This window comes from Pseudoalteromonas sp. S327, from assembly GCF_005886415.1.
Taxonomy (GTDB): domain Bacteria; phylum Pseudomonadota; class Gammaproteobacteria; order Enterobacterales; family Alteromonadaceae; genus Pseudoalteromonas; species Pseudoalteromonas atlantica.
In genome coordinates this window covers 271526-291408 of sequence record NZ_PNDP01000001.1, presented here as the reverse complement: position 1 = coordinate 291408, position 19883 = coordinate 271526, and the positions used below count along the sequence as shown (strand labels likewise).

Sequence of the window (19883 nt, the reverse complement as noted above, 5' to 3'; positions counted from 1 at the left end):
TAAGGGCCAGCAACATGGTTACTGGCCCTGTAATTAACGCAATGTGCTACTGCGTTATTGAAATACTTGGCACCACCGACATACCTACTCGTAACTGCTTAAGCGCCGGCTGGTTTGCATCTAAGCTAATTTTAACCGGTAAACGCTGCACAATTTTGGTGAAGTTTCCCGTGGCATTATGAGCACCAATGGCTGAGTAGCTCACGCCACTGGCAGGGCTTAGGCTATCAACGTGGCCGCGTAAAATTTGCCCTGGTAGTGCATCTACTTTTATTTCAACTTCTTGGCCTACTTTTACATTAGCTAGCTGAGTTTCACGGTAGTTTGCACTAACAAACACTTTATCAAGCGGTACAACAACCAATAGCGGGCTGCCTGGGTTTACATACGCCCCTACACGCACCGATTTTTGGCCAACTATGCCATCAATAGGCGCAGTAATTTGGGTATACGATAACTTAAGCTCGGCATCTACTACACGAGCTTTAGCTTGTACAAGTACGGCTTTGGCTTTTTCGATATCGGCACGTAAAATTTCAATCTGCTGCTTTGCTGCTGCAAGGCCTGCTTGGTTTTTATGCAAGTTTGCTTTTTGAATAGCCAGCTTTGCTTGTGCTTCTTCTCGTGCTTGCACAGTGCCTGAGCCATCGGTTGCTAAGTTGGTATAACGCTTTAAATTTAACTGCGCTAATTTAAGTGATGCAGTATCGGCCTCTACCGCAGCTTGCGCTTGTTGTACCAGCGAATCTTGATAAGTTAGCTTAGCTTGCAAGCTAGCTACACTTGCTTTAGCACTATTAGCTTGGGCTTTAGCAGAATCTAGGGCCACTACAAAATCGCGATTATCTATGGTGGCAATTAAATCGCCTTTTTGTACTCGCTGGTTATCTTTAATGAGTACTTGATCTACCGTGCCAGATACCTGAGGCGCCACAAAGGTAAAGTCGGCTTGCACGTAGGCATCGTCAGTTGTTTGAGTTGCACTTTGCGACTCCGGTTTATTAAGATAAATAATACTGCCTGCAACAACGGCAAGTATAGTTGCTACAACGGTTAATTTAACTACTTTTGGTAAGGCCATAATATATTACTCAACAATTAAAATTTAAGATTTATTAAGATTCGGGGCTGGTACAAAGCTCATACATAGCGCCAGCGGAATTAATACAAGTGCTAACACACCTAGCACCAAGTAGGCATCACCTACCGACATCACTAACGATTGCAGGGCAATAACGCCACCTAATTGCTCATTAGGTATGGTGTTTGCCAATGAGTTACCGACCATAGAGGCGCGGTCTAATAGCATTTCGTTATGAAAATGACTGCGCACCGTTAATAGCTGCCCCACAACAGCCCCGCCAATAAGCGAGCCAAACACACGTAATGTGTTTATGGTTCCCGAAAAAAACGGCCCTTCGCTTGGGTCTAGTACACTGGTCATTAAAAATAAAATAGAGACCACTGCCATGGGCTGGCCAAATGCTTGCAACAGCTGCGCTGTGATAAATTGATCGCGATGCCATAAAGGCGTAATTTGTGCGCCGCTAAAACAGGCCAGCGCAATTAAAAATAATCCAATTGACATCACAATGCGGGCGTCTACCCATTTTTTGTATAAAAGCAGTGCCACTACCGAGCCAAGTACAAGTTGTGGTAGCGCAATTAATAACCCTACTGGCGCTAGCTGTAATGCTCTATAGCTATGCAAATTGGCTAAATGAGTTGAGGGCAACATTGAGCCCGACATCAACACCACTAACAACATGGTAAGTAGTACAGAGCCAATACCTAAATTGCGACGGCCTAATAACTGCGGTCTCATAAATGGCGCTTTGTGATGCCACTCGGTTAATACGTAGCAGCCAAATAAAATTAGCCCACCAAAAAAACACACACTAATAAGCGATGAATTAAACCAATCTAAACGCACACCTTGGTCAAGCGCGATGGCAATTAACGTCAAAGACGATACGCCGCATACTAGGCCTAACCAGTTTCCTTCTTTAAAGCGCGCATATTTAACGCCCTCTTTTGGGAGCCCCCACGCAGTTAGTGAGCCTGCAATAATACAAAGCGGAATAACTTGCCAGTAAATCCAGCGCCAGTCCGATAACACATCAGCCCACTGCCCGCTTAGCCAAATAGCTAAATTTGGAGCGAATGTAGCGGTCATGGCGTAAAGCGCTAAACCGTGTAAACGTATGTTAGGGGGTAAAAATTTAAGTGCAGCCATCATTAATATAGGAATGAGCGCGCCACTACTTACCCCTTGCACAAAACGCAGTGCAATTAATAAGTTTAAATCATTAATAAAAGGCAAAATAGCCGCAATAACACCACATATAGTCACCATAGAAATATGAAAGCGTCTAACCGATAACGTAATAGCGAACCAAGAAGCAAAAGGCATAGCGATTAGCTCCCCAACGGTATAGGCGCTTGAAAGCCAAGAGGCATCATCTAAACTTGCCCCCATTACGCCCCTCACATCTGCTAATCCAAGTGCCCCTACTCGGTTATTTAAACCCGCCATCATAGCGGCAATAAAAATGCCTAATAACCCAGCCAGTGCTTGTTTTGATGGCCCTGCGGGCTTAGCAACAGGTGCTGCATTTTGTACAGGCACATTAATCGTGACTGCATTCATTACTCGCCCTCCGCCTTGGCTGACATGGGCGCAAGCGCACTTTCAGGTAACGCGTCTGGGTTCCAGCCACCGCCGAGAGATTTATACAAATTTACAACCGCAATCGAGGCATTGGTTGCACTGTTATTTAACTTAGTTTGGCTTGCTAATAAATTACGTTGCGCCGTTAAAACGCTAAGGTAGTCGGCTGCACCTTGCTGGTAGGCTCTTTCAACGGTTTGTAAAGCCTGCTTATTAAAGTCGTGGGCAATTTCAACTTTGTGATGGTGATTTTGCTGCGCAGCCCAGCCATCTACTGCGTTATCAACTTCGTGCCACGCTTTTAGTACAGTTTGACGATACGTTAATGCCGCGTTTTTCTCGCGCTCTTTAGTCAGCTTAAGCTGTGACTTTAAGCGCCCACCCTGAAAAATAGGCAAATAAACATTTGGTCCCACTGAAAAAACACGTGAATCCCAGGTTGATAAATCACTTTGCGCATACCCCTCAACCCCTAATGAGCCCGTTAAAGTAATGCGTGGGTAAAAATTCGCTTCGGCCGCGCCAATAGCGGCAACGGCGCTGTGTAAGTTTGCTTGCGCTTGTAAAATATCTGGGCGGCGTTTCACAAACTCTGATGGAATAGCCGAAGGGATTTCGCTTGGCATAACGGGCGCAGCAATACGCTCGGCTAACAAAGTATTTAAGGCACGTGGTTTTTCACCTACTAGCAACGCAAGCGCGTTCATTAACACATTACGGCGCTGCGTTTGCTCTGGTAGCGCAGCATTAATTGTTGCCAGCTCTGCTTTTGCACTAATTGTTTCAAAACGTGTACTTACACCGTTTTTTTCGCGGCTTTGTGCAAGCTTTAACACACGCTCTGCAATGGTTTTGTTTTCGTGTGTTATGTTGAGCTGCGTTTGCGCACTGCGCAGTAACAAATATGTTTTAGCCACCTCGCCAGCTAAGCTAACACGCACGGCTTCACGCGCATACAAAGAGGCCTGCAGCATAGCGACGGCCCCTTCTTCAACACGTTTATTACGGCCCCATAAATCAAGTTCCCAGCTGGCATCAAAACCAAGCTGCCAAAAGTTATCAGGGTCTGAGGGCGCACCGAGTGCAACAAACTTACCATTTTCGCTCAGCCCTTCGCGCTTGTAGTCAAACCCAGCAGATACACTGGGTAAGCGGTCTGCCGATGCAATACCCAATGCCGCGCGGCTTTGGGCAATTCGGCTTGATGCTAGCTGTAAGTCAAGATTACCTAACTGTGCTTTGCGCTCTAGCTCCGTTAAAATAGGATCGTTTAAAATTGTCCACCAATTCCACGCCAATTCAGCATTACCGCGTTGTAGCTGAGTAAATTCGGGAGTTGGCTTTATAGCATCGTTGTTTATATTTGTATTAGGCTCTTCAAAGTTAGGACCCACTACACAACCCGACAAAGCCGCAGCTAATGTAAGCGCAATAGCTGAATGCCGCGAATAATTAAAAAGTCTTTTATTAAGACACTGATTAGCCATTTTTAAATCCTAAATTAATAACACAATTATTTATGTACTGTACCGCTCGGTTCGAGTGATAAGCAAAAAAAAGCTAAGCACGCTAATTGCTGCCTAGTCACACCTTAAATACATTTAAACAGGGTAATACCGATAGTTAACAGCTGCTAAAAACACCCTTAACTTAAAGCTCAAATTGAACTGTACCGCTCGGTTTGATATGCTAGGCGTAATTTAACATTATGTCAAGGTGATATGTAATGACAAAAACGCTTACTAATGCCCAAAACACTCTGCCTCCAAGTGAATTAGAGCTTGGTGCAAAAGCACGAACGGTATTACACGCTGCACGTAAAATATTTTTAATTCATGGTTTTAATGGTGCAACCACCGACATGATCCAACGTGAGGCAGGCGTATCAAAATCGACGGTTTACGCTCACTTTGCAAATAAAGAAATTTTATTTTTAGCGGTCATTAAAAGCGAATGCGAAATATTTACAGCATCAATCGATAATATAACGTTTAAGCCAGGCAACTTAACAGAAAACTTACGCCGCCTTGGGCATGCTTATTTACAAATCGCTCTATCAGAGTCGGCCATGGCTTTATACCGAATTGTTGTTGCTGAAGCCCCCCGCTTACCCGCCCTAGGTCATATGTTTTATAACTCTGGCCCGCGGGTGGTAAAAGACAAGGTCTCTAATTATTTAAAAGCGGCAGTGGAATCTAAAGAGCTGGATTTTGAAGAATTAAACATTGAAGAAGCCACTAACCTATTTGTTGCCTTAATGCGCAGTGAGCTACATTTAATGTACTTAACTCACCCCGATCAGCCTGTGCTTAAAAAAGATATAGACCGCTGGGTAGAAGTAGCAATAAACTTTTTAGTGCGCTCTTACGGTACGGCTCACACTCAAAAGAACTAATTTTTAAATGTGTAATACTTTAAATAAATAGCATTTTAAAGCCACGCATTAATTTTAAGCGTGGCTAAATTACCCTCAATGCCAATGCCCTAAAAACGCATATTTTAATGCATTGTGCTAAACACTAATAAATATAAAAATAGCGCTACGGGTTAGCCCCTTGCGCTCAATTTATGACAGGCATTGATACTGCACTGTTAGCTATATAATTAAAAAACCAAGCAGCGCAGCCGCTAACTTATTTAAAATAAAGCTAAATATAGCGCCTTAAAAGATAATCTCGCTTTCGGTGCTCACTAGTCGTATTTAAACCAATTATATACACACTTTTTTTACGCTAAATTAACCCAAATCAGCTTACGCTTCTTGTGTAATAAAGTCGTAACGCATATCATTGCTAGATTGCACGGAGGATAAGTAGTTTGGTCATGAAAACCAGTAAGTTAAGTATTCGATTATTATGGTATATAACCCCGCTTGTTATATTACCCTTGTTGTTTTTAGGTGGTTTTACATTAACTAACGTAACCAACTCAACACAAAAGCAGGCTGATCTTATAATGAGTCGCTTTGTTGAGCAGCAACAGCAAAAGGTTTTCAACTACATAGACTCGTTTCATTCAACAGCAAAACTACTGTCTACCTCGCCTGTTTTAAACGATTTTTTATCAAACGACATTCATGCTGATGGCAGCTATACCCGCCGCTTAGGGGCGCTAATGGATGTTTTTGCCAGTTATAGCGAAGCCTACCCAGATATAATTAGTATTAACTTAGTCTCGGCCAGTGGTAAAAGTGACGCGTATTATTCTAATAATTTAACAACCGCACCGCAGTCATACCCATTTTTTAAGCAAGTACTGCAAAGTAATTTGCGCCAACAACAATTTATGGTGCAAAACAACGACGGCACCACCAACTTATTTTTTGTGCAGCGCGTACAAAGTGTTGATTACTATTTAAAACGCCCACAACAACTTGGCTTTATAGTATTACAAGTTGAACCCTCTATATTAAACACCAGTATTTTAGAGGCGCCTTATAACAACACCCTAAATTTACTGCTAACCAACGACGGGCAAATTTTATTTAGCTCAGACTACAGCTTACGCGGGCAATATATTACCGAGCACGAGCTTGAGCAGGTTCACGATTTAGCCGATGTAGGCACCCTTTCGACGATTGAGCTTTCGAGCATAGATAAAATAGAAAGAATGATATTTGCCGTACAAATGAGTGGCGGTTATTACTTTGTATCAACCATTCCAAAAGGCGTGCTTTATCAATCGGGTAAGGCAATTAGCTTAATCACAGGCTTAATTGTGATAATTTCGGTGATCACCCTGCCTATCCTTATTTTTGTGGTTGTGCGCAATTTACTGCTAAACCCAATTGAGCTTTTAGGGGCTGCCAGCCACCGTGTAGGTGATGGTGATTTATCGGTAAATTTACCTGCTCATACAAATGATGAAGTCGGCGTGTTGTTTAACGATTTTAATCACATGATTAACCAAATTAGACACTACCAAGAGCAGCTAGAAGAATATAAGCACCACCTAGAAGACAAAGTAGAAAGCCGTACTAAAGCGCTCGAAGCGATGAACAGCCAGCTTGAACTTGCCATAGCTCAAGCAGAGCAAGCTAACCAGCTTAAAAGCCGTTTTTTAGCAAATATGAGTCACGAGATTCGCACCCCACTTACGGCCATTATGGGCTTTACCGAGCAGCTATTAATTAACGATAAAGTGGTTAACGACAAACAGCATTTAAATACCATTTTACGAAACTCTAAACACTTATTAGAGCTAATAAACAACATACTCGATTTATCTAAAATAGAAGCAGAAAAGCTCGCTGTAGAGCAAGCACCCCTTAATGTAGTGCAGCTGGTTCACGATATAGAATCAATTATTGAACCGCTAGCACACGAAAAACAACTCGGGTTTAGCATTCATTACGAGCTGCCATTACCGCGCACTATTTATAGTGATATGACGCGTTTAAAACAAATTTTAATAAACATAGCCAGCAATGCCGTAAAATTTACCGAGCAAGGCAAGGTGTCAATTTGTGTGCATTATTTGCAAAGTAAGCAGCAGCTTGAATTTGTGGTTAAAGACACCGGTATTGGTATGTCTGAGCACCAAATAGAGCGTATATTTAAACCTTTTGAACAAGCCGATGCCACCACCACGCGCCGCTTTGGAGGCACAGGATTAGGTTTATGTATTTCTAAAAACTTAGCGCAGTTATTGGGTGGCGATGTTACTTTAAAAAGCGAAATTGGCATAGGCAGTCGCTTTGCTATTACCGTTGATTGCCATATTAACGAGCCTAAACAGTCACTTGAGCTTTTAACTGAGCAAGCACAGCTTATTCCAGAAAAAGACCCTTTCTTGTCGTTTGCCACTTCTAGTTTTGATGCCAACATATTAGTTGCCGAAGATAACCCCGATAACCAGCTACTTATAAAACTGCTTTTACAAACCTGGGGCCTAGAGCCAGATATGGCTAACAATGGTGCACAAGCAGTAGAAATGGCGTTAGTAAACGACTACCAGCTAATTATTATGGATATGCAAATGCCTGTAATGGGCGGCCTTGAGGCAACTAAAATGCTACGTCATGCAGCCTACGATGGGCCCATTATCGCGCTTACTGCCAATGTAATGAACCATGATATAGACACATACATTGAGGCAGGTTGCGATAAAGCGCTGGCAAAACCCATTGATAAAGACGCGCTTGAAAACGTGCTAGTCAGTTACTTAAATCTTGAAAAAGATAATCAGAACAAGTGGGATAGTTTACTAAAAAGTGAAAAGTTTCAACAAATTAACGATAACTATGTGGCTAACCTGCCAAGTTACTTGCAAAAGGTAAACAGCTTAAAAGCCAGTAACGATGCAGAGGCGCTTCGAAGCGTAGCTCATAGCTTAAAAGGCAGTGCTGGTTGCTTTAATTTTGACGATATTTACCACAGTGCAGCGCTACTAGAAGAAAACCTGCTTAGTAATGACCAAGCGCAGCGCCCCACATTAATTGTAAATTTAATTAATGCTATTGAGCAAACCATAGCTAAAAGTAAAGAAACAGCCTAAAAATACGTGTTTTACTTTAAACGTTTATTTAGCGCTTAATTTAACCCTTTAACTAAACCCTAAGTTAAGCGCCATACCCATTAGTATGGCGTCTTCATAGCCATTTTTAGAGGGCTCATCGCTTGGGTAATAGTTTTTACGTACCGACATTTGCGTAAAGCCAGCATGTTCGTAAAGCGTTATTGCACGCGCGTTTGATTCGCGTACTTCTAAAAAAAGGTTTTCAGCATTTTGCTGCTCGCCATATTCAATAAACTGGCTAAGTAACTGCCTTGCAATGCCTTTACCTTGCTCACTGGGCGTTACACATATATCCATAAGGGTAAAGTCAGGTCCTGCCTTTTCACCTATATAAAAACCTACCAGAGTGTTTTCATCAAACGCCGCTAAATTAAAGTAACGGCCCCCCATGCAAGAGCTCATTGTTTTAAGAGACCAAGGATGAGAGTGGCAGGCAGTTTCAATAGCCATTAATTGTGCTATTGCGCTTTCGTTTACAGGTTTAAAGTTTATCAAGGTGTGTGCTCATTAAAGCCCATAAAGCGCGCTTATCAGAAGCACTGAGCTGTGAGGTTGGTAGTGTAAGCTTATCGCCGGTTAACTGTATGTCAGCCCCTTTTAAAACATGATTAATTGTTAAAGAAGGTGCACTTAAATGTATATCACTTAATAACTGCTTGCTCAGCACTAAAGGCTCAGCTGGAGTGCTTTGTGAAACGGCTAAAGTAGAGTCAGTATTTTTAGGACGATAATGCTGATTTAGTTCAAGGTTTTCTATACCAAAAATAGCTGCGTAACGTGGATGCATAACAACTCAGTAGATTAAACACTAGAACAATATATGAAGTAATAAAAACGATGTAAAGAAGAAATGGCAGGGGCGGAGAGATTCGAACTCCCAACCGTCGGTTTTGGAGACCGCTGTTCTACCAATTGGAACTACGCCCCTGCAATGTCGACGAATTATAGAGACCTTTTAGAAAAGGTAAAGTAAAAAATTAACTTTTTAGTTTAACTGCTTTTTAATTATACAAAACGCTGAATTAGCAAGCTAAATAGCGCTGTAAAGCCACTTTAGCTTTAGCAGCACTCACCTTTAAAAAAATAAATGCTGCTCAGCTTAGCGTAATTAAAACTGCAGTATGTGCTTTAAAACCGTGCGTGCTTAATAACCGCCGTACTGTTTTACCTACGCTTAGCCCAAACGCTATGCTGTAAATTCCTTCTTAAGTGTTAAATGCTTTAGCTAGCATGGTGTATTTACACTTGCTGCTAGTTATTTTTATAGCGATTTAGCTTGGTGGAGTTGCTGTATACATAAACAAATCAATAACATTGGCAGCATTTATGATACAGTTTAGCGTCTAGGGGATCCGCGTTATACCAATCGTGTTAAGTTATTAGTCGCTTATAGCGACAGATAAATAGAGCGGTTACAAGGCATTAATTTTTACATGTAGTTGCTCTACCTGAGAAATTTATAACGCTGTTAGCGCTTTATTTAGCTCGCTAGAAAGACTAAGTATTTAAGTCGATTGGTATTACCACCTAATTGCATATTTCATCATGTATCTTACTTACGCGGGTCATTCACAATGCAAATATGGAGGAGCTTTACTATTAGCAGTTGCTGGTAGTTCACGCCGTGTTATATGAAGTTTAAATCAAAAAAATACAGTATCGATTCAACCGATTACCAAGTAGGACAAGATAACGTTAGCAAATGGGGCATGGATATTCATACTAATGTATTTTCTGTTTCTATTGGCCTATCTCTACTTTTTATAATTACTCTACTTGCCCTCTCGCCTAACGAAGCTAAAGAGGCGATTAACTCAATAAAAAATGCCGCACTAACTAATTTTGACTACGTATTTATGTGGGGAGCCAATATATTACTGCTTTTTGCAGTGGGTATTGCCGCTTCACCGCTGGGTAAAATTCGCCTTGGCGGCGATAAAGCAACTACAGACTATTCAACCTTATCGTGGGTATCTATGCTGTTTGCTGCAGGCATGGGTATTGGCCTTATTTTTTGGGGCGTGGCAGAGCCCACCGCCTTTTACACCGACTGGTTTGGCACGCCTCTCAATGCAGAAGCCTTTACCGAACAAGGCCGAGAAATGGCTTTAGGGGCTACTGTTTTCCATTGGGGTCTACACGCGTGGGCAATTTACGGTATGACCGCTTTATGCCTAGCCTATTTTGTTTACAACAAAGGCTTACCGCTTTCTATGCGCTCAATATTTTATCCGCTTTTAGGAGATAGAGTATGGGGCAAGTTAGGTGATGTTATCGATGTAATGGCGGTATTAGTAACCCTTTTTGGTCTTGCTACGTCGTTAGGCTTAGGCGGGGCACAAGCTGCCAGTGGTATTAGCCACGTACTCGGCTTTAAAAGCTCTTTATTATTACAACAAGGCATTATTTTATTAATTATGAGCTTGGCTATCCTCTCTATTGTGCGCGGTATGGATGGTGGCGTTAAACTCCTAAGTAACATAAATATGGGCATAGCCTTTGTGTTTTTAGCGCTGGTATTTATTTTAAACTTTACCACGGTACTTGATTCTGCCTACACGGCCGTAATAGGTTATGTTAAAAATATCATTCCTCTAAGCTCAAGCACCGGCCGAGAAGATACGCAGTGGCTACATGGCTGGACTGTGTTTTATTGGGCGTGGTGGGTTGCATACGCACCTTGCTTTGGTATGTTTGTAGCGCGTATTTCAAAAGGGCGCACCATACGCGAGTTTTTAGTGTATGTATTACTCATTCCTACCCTTGTAACTACTGCTTGGATGTCGGTTTTTGGTGGTGTTGCGATTGATCAAATTATAAATGAAGTTGGGGTACTTGGCGCAAACCAAGGCATTACAGATGTAACGCTTAGCTTGTTTTATATGCTAGATGCTTATGCATTTGGTACACTGCTTTCACTTTTAGCTGTAGCGTTAATAATTATCTTTTTTGTCACCACCCTCGACTCCGGCTCTATTGTAATAGATAGCCTTACATCAGGCGGAAAACTAGAAGTACCTATAAAGCAAAAGCTAGTATGGGCCATTATTGCCAGTATTATTGCTATGTTAATGCTGTGGATTGGTGGCACCGATTCAATTCAAGCATTGCAATACATTACTATTATTGCCGCCCTGCCCTTTACTATTATTTTAATTTTAGGCTGTATTAGTCTAGTTAAAGGGCTACTTACAGAAACAGAGCAACCTACGCCCGTTCCTGCAAAATAAACCCACTTAGCCCACTTCACTTAATGAGTTTAGTGGGCAAGAGCTAACGGTTTTTAGGCATAAAAAAAGTCCGTGTAAGCGGACTTTTTATTATTTAGATAACAAAACTATGTTTGCTATCTAAAAGGCATTAACCATTAGTAAAAACGGGTGTTATTCCCACTCAATAGTGGCCGGTGGTTTACCAGAAATATCGTAAACAACACGTGAAATACCGTCAATTTCGTTAATGATACGGTTAGAAACCACACCTAAAAACTCATACGGTAAATGTGACCAACGCGCCGTCATAAAGTCGATAGTTTCAACACAACGCAGTGATACAACCCAATCATATTTACGTGCATCGCCCATAACCCCTACCGACTTAACAGGTAAGAATACAGTAAACGCTTGGCTTACTTTATGATAAAGCTCAGCTTTGTGTAGCTCTTCAATAAAGATAGCATCAGCACGGCGTAGTAAATCACAGTACTCTTTTTTAATTTCGCCAAGTACACGTACACCTAAACCAGGCCCTGGGAATGGGTGGCGGTAAAGCATGTCGTACGGTAAACCAAGCTCTAAGCCAATTTTACGTACTTCATCTTTAAATAATTCACGTAATGGCTCAACTAAGCCCATTTTCATGTCATCTGGTAAGCCGCCCACGTTGTGGTGAGATTTAATTACGTGTGCTTTACCTGTCGCTGAAGCGGCTGATTCTATTACGTCTGGGTAAATAGTCCCTTGACCTAGCCACTTCGCATTTTTAAGCTTTTTAGCTTGCTCATCAAATACATTAATAAACGTATGGCCAATGGCTTTACGTTTTTCTTCTGGATCTGATTTGCCCGCAAGGTCAGCTAAAAATTGCTCCTCAGCGTCTACTTTAACAATGTTTAAGCCAAATTTATTGCCAAACATGTCCATAACTTGCTGACCTTCGTTTAAGCGAAGTAAGCCATTATCAACAAATACACATGTTAGGTTTTCGCCAATTGCACGGTGAATCAGCATTGCTACAACAGATGAATCAACACCTCCTGATAAGCCTAAAATAACTTCATCATCGCCAACGGTTTCTTTAATGCGCTCAATAGCATCATCAATAATTTTGGCAGGTGTCCATAGCTTTTCACATCCACAAATATCAATTGCAAAACGCTCTAATAAACGTTGCCCTTGATGAGTGTGCGTTACTTCTGGGTGAAATTGTACGCCGTAAAAACGTTTTTCTTCGTTAGACATAGCAGCATGCGGACACGTTGGTGTTTTAGCTGTGGTGCTAAAGCTTGCCGGCACTTCCATTACTTTGTCGCCGTGGCTCATCCACACGTCTAAAACGCCGTTGCCGCCATCGGTAATATGATCTTCAATTGCATCGAATAATGCACAGTTACCCACTTTTTCTACTTGTGCATAACCAAACTCTTTTTTATCTGAGCTGTGTACACTGCCGCCAAGTTGAGCTGCCATGGTTTGCATGCCGTAACAAATACCCAGCACTGGCACGCCAGCGTTAAACACGTATTCAGGTGCACGCGGGCTGTTCTCTAGTGTGGTTGACTCAGGGCCACCAGATAAAATAATACCTTGTGGATTAAATTCGCGAATTTGCTCTTCGGTCACATCCCATGCCCACAGCTCACAGTAAACGCCAATTTCGCGGATACGACGCGCGATTAATTGAGTGTATTGCGAACCAAAATCTAAAATTAGAATTCGTGAATCGTGAATATCTTTGCTCATGAAGGATCTCGTAAAGTAGATGCTAGATTCCACTAATTTGCTTAGTGGCTATAAAAGAGGGCTGGTAATTCCAGCCCCGTAATTTAAACGTGTTGTTTAACCTAAGCGGTAGTTAGGCGCTTCTTTGGTAATTTGCACATCGTGAACGTGCGACTCACCCATACCTGCAGATGTAACACGTACAAACTGCGGTTTTGTATTTAGCTCTTCAATGGTGGCACAACCCGTTAATCCCATTGCGCTACGAAGGCCACCCACTTGCTGATGAATAATCGTTGCAATTGGACCTTTATAAGCGACGCGACCTTCAATACCTTCAGGTACTAATTTGTCAGCTTGGTTAGATTTTTGGAAGTAACGATCCGACGAACCTTCTTTTTGATCCATCGCACCTAATGAGCCCATACCACGGTAAGATTTGTAGTAACGGCCTTGGTAAAGTTCAACTTCGCCTGGCGCTTCTTCAGTACCAGCAAGCATTGAGCCCACCATTACACACGATGCACCCGCAACCAATGCTTTAACAATATCGCCAGAAAAACGAATACCGCCATCAGCAATTACTGGAATGTCACGCCCTTGTAAGCCATCTACCGCATCAGAAATAGCCGTAATTTGTGGCACACCACAACCTGTAACAATACGCGTAGTACAAATTGAACCTGGGCCAATACCTACTTTAACCGCATCCACTCCTGCATCAGCAAGGGCAATTGCGCCTTCGGCTGTAGCCACGTTACCGGCAATAATTTGTAAATCTGGGTAAGTTTCACGAGTTTGAGAAACACGGTCAATAACACCTTGTGAGTGGCCGTGTGAAGTATCGATAAGTAAAACATCAACACCCGCCTCTACTAATGCAGCAATTCGCTCATCAGTACCTGCGCCAACACCAACTGCAGCACCTACACGTAAACGACCTAGCTCGTCTTTACATGCATGTGGTTTGTCTTGCGCTTTTTGGTAATCTTTTACGGTGATCATGCCTTTTAGTTTAAACGCATCATCAACCACTAAGATTTTTTCAATGCGGTGTTCGTGCATTAAACCTAAAATTTCTTCGCGCGATGCGCCTTCTTGAACCGTTACCAGTTTGTCTTTTTTAGTCATAACGCTAGAAACAGGCTGTTCAAGCTTCGTTTCAAAACGCATGTCACGACCAGTAACAATACCTAGTAGGTTATTTTCGCTATCAGTAACCGGGAAACCCGAGAACCCTTTTTCTTGCGAAAGAAGCGTCGCATCTGCAATGGTTAAATCGGCAGACACAGTAACAGGGAATGACACAATACCTGCTTCGTAGGTTTTAACTTTACGTACGTTTCTCGCTTGTTCTTCAATGGTCATGTTTTTATGGATAAAACCAAGACCACCTTCCTGCGCGAGGGCAATAGCTAAACGAGCTTCTGTAACAGTATCCATAGATGCTGAAATAAGCGGCAAGTTAAGTTTGATACCACGCGTTAAGCGAGTTGAAATATTTGCCGTGTGTGGCAAAACAGTAGAATGACCAGGTACTAAAAGTACGTCATCAAAGGTAAGAGCTTCTTTAGCGATTCTAAGCATTTTGGCAACTTCTCACATGTGGATCTAAGATAAGGAATTGCGGCCAAATTTTAACAGCGTTGTGGGCATTCGTAAATAATATTTCGCAAATATTTATGATAAACTTGCCTCATAATAGTTTTAGGTTGTTTTTTATGTTTTCGAAGCCTTCGCAAACGGTTTACACCGTATCGCGCCTTAACAGAGAGATTCGTACAGTTCTTGAGCAGGGCTTTGCATCGCTAATTTTAACAGGCGAAATTTCTAACTTTATTACCCCTGCTTCTGGGCACTGGTACTTTTCGTTAAAAGATGAAAAAGCACAAATTAAAGCGGCTATGTGGCGCGGTAATAACCGCTCTCAAAGTTACCGCCCCGAAAATGGCGCACAAGTAACAGTAAGAGCCCGTGTTTCACTTTACGAACCACGCGGTGATTATCAGCTTATTGTTGAGCATATGGAACCTGCCGGTGAAGGCCAGCTTAAGCAAGAGTTTGATGCATTAAAAATGCGCCTAGCCGCAGAGGGCTTGTTTAGTTCGGCCTATAAAAAACCACTGCCGCAAAATATAAACCGTGTAGGTGTAATAACCTCAGCAACGGGCGCTGCTATAAAAGATATTTTAACCGTACTTAAACGCCGCGCACCGCAATTAGAAGTCATTATTTACCCAGCCATGGTGCAAGGCAAAGAAGCCCATGTGCACTTAATTAACCAAATACAGTTAGCCAATGCACGCAATGAGGTCGACGTACTTATTGTAGGGCGAGGCGGTGGCTCGTTAGAAGATTTATGGTGCTTTAACCATGAGCAGCTTGCGCGTGCTATTTATCAAAGTGAATTACCCATAGTCAGTGCGGTAGGCCACGAAATAGACACAACCATCAGTGACTACGTAGCCGATGTACGCGCAGCAACGCCTTCAGCAGCCGCCGAGCTTGTCAGCCCTAACACGCAAGAGCTACATAGTAAGGTTATTGAGCTCATTAACCGGTTAAATAATGCCTTTAAACACGATATGGCCGATAAGCGCGCACTAGCAACACAGTTACAGCATCGGCTTAACTTGTGTCATCCGCGCAATCAACTTAATCAAAAAGCGCAGCGATTAGATGAGTTAACTATTGCCTTACAACAGGGCATGCGCAATCGCCTTTACCAACAAGAGCGCACGCTTAATAATTTAACCCCGCGTTTAATGCGTCAATCGCCTGATAAAAAGCTATCACAGGCCAGCCATCAGCTTATGCAGATACAAACTCGGCTTGAGCAAGCAATGCAGCACAAGTTGCAACACGCGCAAAATAGCTTAGCGCTGCAAGCGAGTAGGCTTGACTCGGTAAGCCCACTTAATGTTTTAGCGCGCGGTTACAGCATAACCAAAACCCCGCAAGGCAAAGTGGTTAAATCGGTAGATCACATTAAAACGGGTGACGTGCTAATTACAGAGCTGGCTGATGGCGCTATAAAATCAACGGTGTTGTAAAGCTCTTTCAGTTAAAGCTCTGTGGCCATTAGTAAGGTTAGTTCGGTGTCGCTTGACGTTGAGGTTGTTCTTTTAAATTGCAACCAAAACTCTTGCTTCATTAACTTATCGTTTAGCTCTCGCCATTGGGTATGATCAAACGAGTCGTTATCAGTAGGTGCAGCAAGTTCAAATTTACATACGGTGGTTTTACACGCTGCACTAACAATCTCTGGGATAGAGCTTAGATCAGAGGTAAGTAAAAAATCTTGTAAAGCTATTTCTGTTTGATAAGCCCACTCTTCATTACGTATTTGCTCATCAAATTGCGCTTGCAAAACGGCTTGCGCATCAGAGGGGTCACGCAGCTGCTGCGCCGCGTTTTTCATCAAGGCTTTTTGCGCTGCTAATTGCTGTTTAAGCTGCGATACTTGCTCTTCTAAAGGAAGCTCATCTAGCGGTTGTGGATCTGGTTTAGGGGGATTATCTTTTTGCTCTATACGAGCGCTTTGCTCAGGAACAACTGGTACAACACGCTTTGCTGTTGCTTCACTGCTTTTAACTGGCTGAACAAAAGGTGCCTGCTGCTTTGTATCAGCATGTTGTAACTTTGCGGGGTTTGCGTCACTTGAAGATAAATTAAAGTAGCTCCACGTTAAACCTACACCCGCAATAAATCCTATCCCTAGTGTTAATAAGCTATTTTTGTTCATTTTAATTCCTTTTAAAATTATTTTTATTTATACAGGCTGCTATTACAGCATGGCGCTGGTGTGTGATTCGTTTTCAGGCTCTGGTGTGGTTAAAAAGTTTTGGTTCATACTTTGCGCCGGACACGGACAATCCGGTCTGCCAATAATTTTAGCTGGTACGCCTACAGCGGTGGTATGTGGCGGTACCGCAGTTAAAACGACTGAACCTGCGCCAATACGTGCGCCCTCGCCTACTTCAATATTACCCAGCACTTTAGCGCCTGCACCAATAAGCACACCGGCTCTAATTTTAGGATGACGGTCGCCCTGCTCGTTACCCGTACCACCAAGCGTTACCGATTGCAGTATTGATACGTTATCTTCAATTACCGCCGTTTCACCAATAACAATACCGGTGGCGTGGTCAAACATTATCCCTTTACCAACCTGACACGCAGGGTGAATATCAACCCCAAATACTTCTGAGGTTCGGCTTTGAATAAAACGAGCAAGCTCTTTACGGTTTTGCTGCCACAAGCAGTTAGCTAAACGATGCGCTTGAATAGCATGAAACCCTTTTAAGTTTAAAATAACCGTAAGGTAGGTTTCGGCTGCCGGGTCTCTGTCTTTAACGGCTTTAATATCTTCGGCCACATAAGTAAGCATACGGTCGCACTTTACAAACGCTTGGTCGAATAACTCACGTATTGTAAAAGCCGATACAACAGCATCCGCCAACTTATTAGCAACAATAAAGCTTAACGCCGAACCTAAACACTCATGATTTAAAATGCATGAATACACATGACTTGCTAAAAGGGGTTCGCGAGTTACAACTTCATTCGCTTCACTACGAAGCTGTTGCCAAATTTCATGACGCATAATACTACACTGCCTTAAATTGATATAAAAAGAGCCTTTTCCTAAGTTTAACGGATTTAAAGCCTAAGGTGTTAACGCCTTAGTTATTTGTTCTGGTTATTAGGTATAACTAAGAGTAAAAAAATTATATGAGTGCTAAATCACTCACACACAAAGCATCTTTTCCTTTATCTTTTGCTTTATAAAGTAAATCGTCTGCTTCTTTGATTAAATACGCACAGGTAAAGTCACTACTGGGTGTAATAGTAGTGAGGCCTACACTCACTGTAAGGGTTTGGCTTGGTAATGAATGTTTATTTTCAATGTTTAACTGTTTTAATTTTTCTAAAATATCGTTCAATACTAACAAGGCCTGATCTGAGTTTGTATTTCCATACACTAAAACAAATTCTTCACCACCAAAACGGGCACATAAATCACCTGGGCGTTTAGTAAATTCATTAAGTACTTTTGCCACCCTTTTTAAGCATGTATCGCCTTGTTGGTGGCCGTAAGTATCATTGAGTAATTTAAAATCATCTATATCAATAATAGCCAACGAAAGCGGCATACCTAAACGCTGACAACGATTCCATTCTTGCTCTAAAAAGGTATCAAAAAAGCCTCGGTTAGCAATATCAGTTAAGCCATCAATAGCGGCAAGTTTTTGTACTTGCTCTTCAGCCAGTTTACGCTCGGTAATATTTTGATGGCTAATAGCGTAATACGCTTTATCTGTATGGCTAAACGACACTACTCGCATCATAAACCAACGTTTTTCATCTTCACTATGGCATGGATATTCTAAATAGAAGTCGTCATTAGCCCCCGAAATAACTGATTTAATGCCGTTAAATGCCTTTAAACCAAAGCTATCTCCTTTTTTAGCAGCTTTTTCACACTCTGCTAAGTAATTTTGCTGCTCCCACATATCACAGCAAGCACAGTCGTTTTGCTCACCAAAGTTTTGCCAGCTTCGGTTTATATAAACTATGTCGCCGTTAGAATTAATAACCACTACTTGGTCGGGCGTGGTATCTAGTACCAACTTAAAAAACGCTTTATCGTCAATCACGAGCTTTCCATTTTAGCTTTGTTGTTAATTAGTATAATCAATAACAATTCTTTAACACAATATTGTTACTTTACTTCACGCTAGTTGCATAATTTATTAATGTGAAGTAATACTCCGTATGACATCTAAATAGTCTATAAAAAATATAAAAATTTTAATTTTACATTAAAAATCAGATACTAAAGCAGCATGACAGGGTTGCTGTCATATGCCAAACTAGCTACTGGCATACTACTGACGGCGTAAAAAATAAAAACAAACGCTAAATTAGCATCATCACTCAACAAGGATAACGATGATGAAAAACGATATATTGAATACAAAAAAGCTTGGTTATAAATTTTACTTTCAAGATGGTGACAATCAAATAGCCTGTTTTGGAAGCTACTTCACTGGTAAAGAAGAAGTATTTGTAAACGATGACCTATTCAGTAAAAAACGAAATATCTACTGTGCAAGCACACACTCTTTTGCTTTTGAGGGCTCACAGTACCAAGTAAAATTTGACATGCTTAATATACTTACAGGACGTCTGGAGTGCACTCTTTATAAAAATAGCAGTGTGATAGCCAAACAAGTTCAAAGTAGTCTTTCAGACGATCCTAAAAAGGCAGCATTTTTTCTTGCTGGCTGTACATTAGGTGGGGCGGTGTTTGGCTATACAACGGCAACTATTGTTGAGCTATTTGTAGGGAAGCTTTAACGTGCAATTAAATCCTACAACAGTTAAATCGCTTAGAAGTAAGTTAGATTGGACGCAGCAACAGCTCGCAGATGCCTGCGATGTAAGTTTGCGGACCATTCAACGGGTAGAAAAAGAAGGCGCCGCTTCTAAAGAAACCACTATGGCGCTTTGCGCGGTACTTGAAGTACGCCAAGGCGAGCTAATTAAACTTGATGAGCCTATAAATAATGACGTTAAAAGTACGCCAACTAAAAGCTTTTTAGCGGGAGTGGTTATTAGCTCCTTAATAAGCTTTGCTCTAGGCGCAGGCTCAGTGCTTTTAGCGACTAACTAATATTACGTTTTAATAGCACTAATTAAATAAAAATGCCCCAAGCTATAAGCACTGGGGCATTTTTTATATGTTAGAA

16 protein-coding genes and 1 tRNA gene are annotated in these 19883 nt (G+C 41.8%); 6 read left to right on the top strand and 11 right to left on the bottom strand.

Annotated features, from left to right (window positions below; genetic code table 11):
* Nucleotides 1-46: 46 nt before the first annotated feature.
* From CWB60_RS01380 to CWB60_RS01370, 3 genes are read right to left on the bottom strand one after another with little or no spacing between them, the layout of a single operon-like run.
* Nucleotides 47-1081, bottom strand: coding sequence for an HlyD family secretion protein (locus CWB60_RS01380; RefSeq protein ID WP_064385284.1), 1035 nt, complete (start codon nt 1079-1081; stop codon nt 47-49).
* 24 nt (nt 1082-1105) lie between these two features.
* Nucleotides 1106-2650, bottom strand: coding sequence for an MFS transporter (locus tag CWB60_RS01375; RefSeq protein WP_138576868.1), 1545 nt, complete (start codon nt 2648-2650; stop codon nt 1106-1108).
* Nucleotides 2650-4158 (bottom strand): efflux transporter outer membrane subunit, encoded by a 1509-nt coding sequence (locus CWB60_RS01370; RefSeq protein WP_055252832.1) that lies wholly within the window; start codon nt 4156-4158, stop codon nt 2650-2652. The genes CWB60_RS01375 and CWB60_RS01370 overlap by 1 nt, the downstream gene beginning before the upstream one ends.
* Nucleotides 4159-4397: 239 nt before the next feature.
* Between CWB60_RS01370 and CWB60_RS01365 the strand changes: the two genes are divergently transcribed.
* Nucleotides 4398-5066 carry a TetR/AcrR family transcriptional regulator gene (locus CWB60_RS01365; protein WP_055252831.1) on the top strand — a complete coding sequence of 223 codons (669 nt, stop codon included), beginning with the start codon at nt 4398-4400 and terminating at the stop codon, nt 5064-5066.
* 428 nt (nt 5067-5494) lie between these two features.
* Nucleotides 5495-8167 carry an ATP-binding protein gene (locus tag CWB60_RS01360; RefSeq protein WP_054982743.1) on the top strand — a complete coding sequence of 891 codons (2673 nt, stop codon included), beginning with the start codon at nt 5495-5497 and terminating at the stop codon, nt 8165-8167.
* Nucleotides 8168-8215: 48 nt separating this feature from the next.
* Here the strand turns inward: CWB60_RS01360 and rimI are convergent, their stop codons facing one another.
* The 3 genes from rimI to CWB60_RS01345 all read right to left on the bottom strand — a co-directional run bounded on the left by rimI (nt 8216) and on the right by CWB60_RS01345 (nt 9116).
* Nucleotides 8216-8683 carry a ribosomal protein S18-alanine N-acetyltransferase gene (gene rimI / locus CWB60_RS01355; RefSeq protein ID WP_029772791.1) on the bottom strand — a complete coding sequence of 156 codons (468 nt, stop codon included), beginning with the start codon at nt 8681-8683 and terminating at the stop codon, nt 8216-8218.
* Nucleotides 8670-8975 carry a BRCT domain-containing protein gene (locus CWB60_RS01350; RefSeq protein WP_138576870.1) on the bottom strand — a complete coding sequence of 102 codons (306 nt, stop codon included), beginning with the start codon at nt 8973-8975 and terminating at the stop codon, nt 8670-8672. Before CWB60_RS01350 ends, rimI begins: the two co-directional genes overlap by 14 nt.
* A gap of 64 nt (nt 8976-9039) precedes the next feature.
* Nucleotides 9040-9116 (bottom strand) — tRNA-Trp (locus tag CWB60_RS01345).
* Between the two features lie 703 nt (nt 9117-9819).
* Between CWB60_RS01345 and CWB60_RS01340 the strand changes: the two genes are divergently transcribed.
* Nucleotides 9820-11418 (top strand): BCCT family transporter, encoded by a 1599-nt coding sequence (locus CWB60_RS01340; RefSeq protein ID WP_138576872.1) that lies wholly within the window; start codon nt 9820-9822, stop codon nt 11416-11418.
* A gap of 153 nt (nt 11419-11571) precedes the next feature.
* Here the strand turns inward: CWB60_RS01340 and guaA are convergent, their stop codons facing one another.
* Nucleotides 11572-13149, bottom strand: a complete 1578-nt coding sequence (gene guaA / locus CWB60_RS01335) for a glutamine-hydrolyzing GMP synthase (RefSeq protein ID WP_024033152.1) — start codon at nt 13147-13149, stop codon at nt 11572-11574.
* 96 nt (nt 13150-13245) lie between these two features.
* On the bottom strand, nt 13246-14715 hold the full coding sequence (guaB, locus tag CWB60_RS01330) for an IMP dehydrogenase (protein ID WP_004586134.1): 1470 nt from the start codon (nt 14713-14715) through the stop codon (nt 13246-13248).
* A gap of 134 nt (nt 14716-14849) precedes the next feature.
* Here guaB and xseA point away from each other — a divergent pair, with 134 nt between their 5' ends.
* Entirely contained in the window at nt 14850-16181 is a 1332-nt protein-coding gene (gene xseA, locus CWB60_RS01325) for an exodeoxyribonuclease VII large subunit (protein ID WP_055252820.1), read from the top strand.
* An 11-nt stretch (nt 16182-16192) separates the two neighbouring features.
* Here the strand turns inward: xseA and CWB60_RS01320 are convergent, their stop codons facing one another.
* The 3 genes from CWB60_RS01320 to CWB60_RS01310 all read right to left on the bottom strand — a co-directional run bounded on the left by CWB60_RS01320 (nt 16193) and on the right by CWB60_RS01310 (nt 18788).
* Nucleotides 16193-16873 carry a hypothetical protein gene (locus tag CWB60_RS01320; RefSeq protein WP_138576874.1) on the bottom strand — a complete coding sequence of 227 codons (681 nt, stop codon included), beginning with the start codon at nt 16871-16873 and terminating at the stop codon, nt 16193-16195.
* A 42-nt stretch (nt 16874-16915) separates the two neighbouring features.
* A complete protein-coding gene (gene cysE, locus CWB60_RS01315; protein WP_004586131.1) occupies nt 16916-17734 on the bottom strand; it encodes a serine O-acetyltransferase in 819 nt (272 codons plus the stop codon).
* Between the two features lie 124 nt (nt 17735-17858).
* Nucleotides 17859-18788 carry a sensor domain-containing diguanylate cyclase gene (locus tag CWB60_RS01310; protein WP_126008007.1) on the bottom strand — a complete coding sequence of 310 codons (930 nt, stop codon included), beginning with the start codon at nt 18786-18788 and terminating at the stop codon, nt 17859-17861.
* Nucleotides 18789-19083: 295 nt separating this feature from the next.
* Between CWB60_RS01310 and CWB60_RS01305 the strand changes: the two genes are divergently transcribed.
* Nucleotides 19084-19491, top strand: a complete 408-nt coding sequence (locus tag CWB60_RS01305; RefSeq protein WP_054982749.1) for a hypothetical protein — start codon at nt 19084-19086, stop codon at nt 19489-19491.
* A 1-nt stretch (nt 19492) separates the two neighbouring features.
* Nucleotides 19493-19807, top strand: coding sequence for a helix-turn-helix transcriptional regulator (locus CWB60_RS01300; RefSeq protein WP_054982750.1), 315 nt, complete (start codon nt 19493-19495; stop codon nt 19805-19807).
* Nucleotides 19808-19883 lie beyond the last annotated feature (76 nt).

Bases quoted from the DNA above. Each gene is read 5' to 3' on its own strand.
- CWB60_RS01320 (WP_138576874.1), bottom strand. From the start codon at position 16,873: ATGAACAAAAATAGCTTATTAACACTAGGGATAGGATTTATTGCGGGT.
- CWB60_RS01340 (WP_138576872.1), top strand. From the start codon at position 9,820: ATGAAGTTTAAATCAAAAAAATACAGTATCGATTCAACCGATTACCAA.
- CWB60_RS01380 (WP_064385284.1), bottom strand. From the start codon at position 1,081: ATGGCCTTACCAAAAGTAGTTAAATTAACCGTTGTAGCAACTATACTT.
- guaB (WP_004586134.1), bottom strand. From the start codon at position 14,715: ATGCTTAGAATCGCTAAAGAAGCTCTTACCTTTGATGACGTACTTTTA.
- CWB60_RS01370 (WP_055252832.1), bottom strand. From the start codon at position 4,158: ATGGCTAATCAGTGTCTTAATAAAAGACTTTTTAATTATTCGCGGCAT.
- CWB60_RS01375 (WP_138576868.1), bottom strand. From the start codon at position 2,650: ATGAATGCAGTCACGATTAATGTGCCTGTACAAAATGCAGCACCTGTT.
- cysE (WP_004586131.1), bottom strand. From the start codon at position 17,734: ATGCGTCATGAAATTTGGCAACAGCTTCGTAGTGAAGCGAATGAAGTT.
- CWB60_RS01365 (WP_055252831.1), top strand. From the start codon at position 4,398: ATGACAAAAACGCTTACTAATGCCCAAAACACTCTGCCTCCAAGTGAA.
- xseA (WP_055252820.1), top strand. From the start codon at position 14,850: ATGTTTTCGAAGCCTTCGCAAACGGTTTACACCGTATCGCGCCTTAAC.
- CWB60_RS01360 (WP_054982743.1), top strand. From the start codon at position 5,495: ATGAAAACCAGTAAGTTAAGTATTCGATTATTATGGTATATAACCCCG.
- CWB60_RS01305 (WP_054982749.1), top strand. From the start codon at position 19,084: ATGATGAAAAACGATATATTGAATACAAAAAAGCTTGGTTATAAATTT.
- guaA (WP_024033152.1), bottom strand. From the start codon at position 13,149: ATGAGCAAAGATATTCACGATTCACGAATTCTAATTTTAGATTTTGGT.
- CWB60_RS01350 (WP_138576870.1), bottom strand. From the start codon at position 8,975: ATGCATCCACGTTACGCAGCTATTTTTGGTATAGAAAACCTTGAACTA.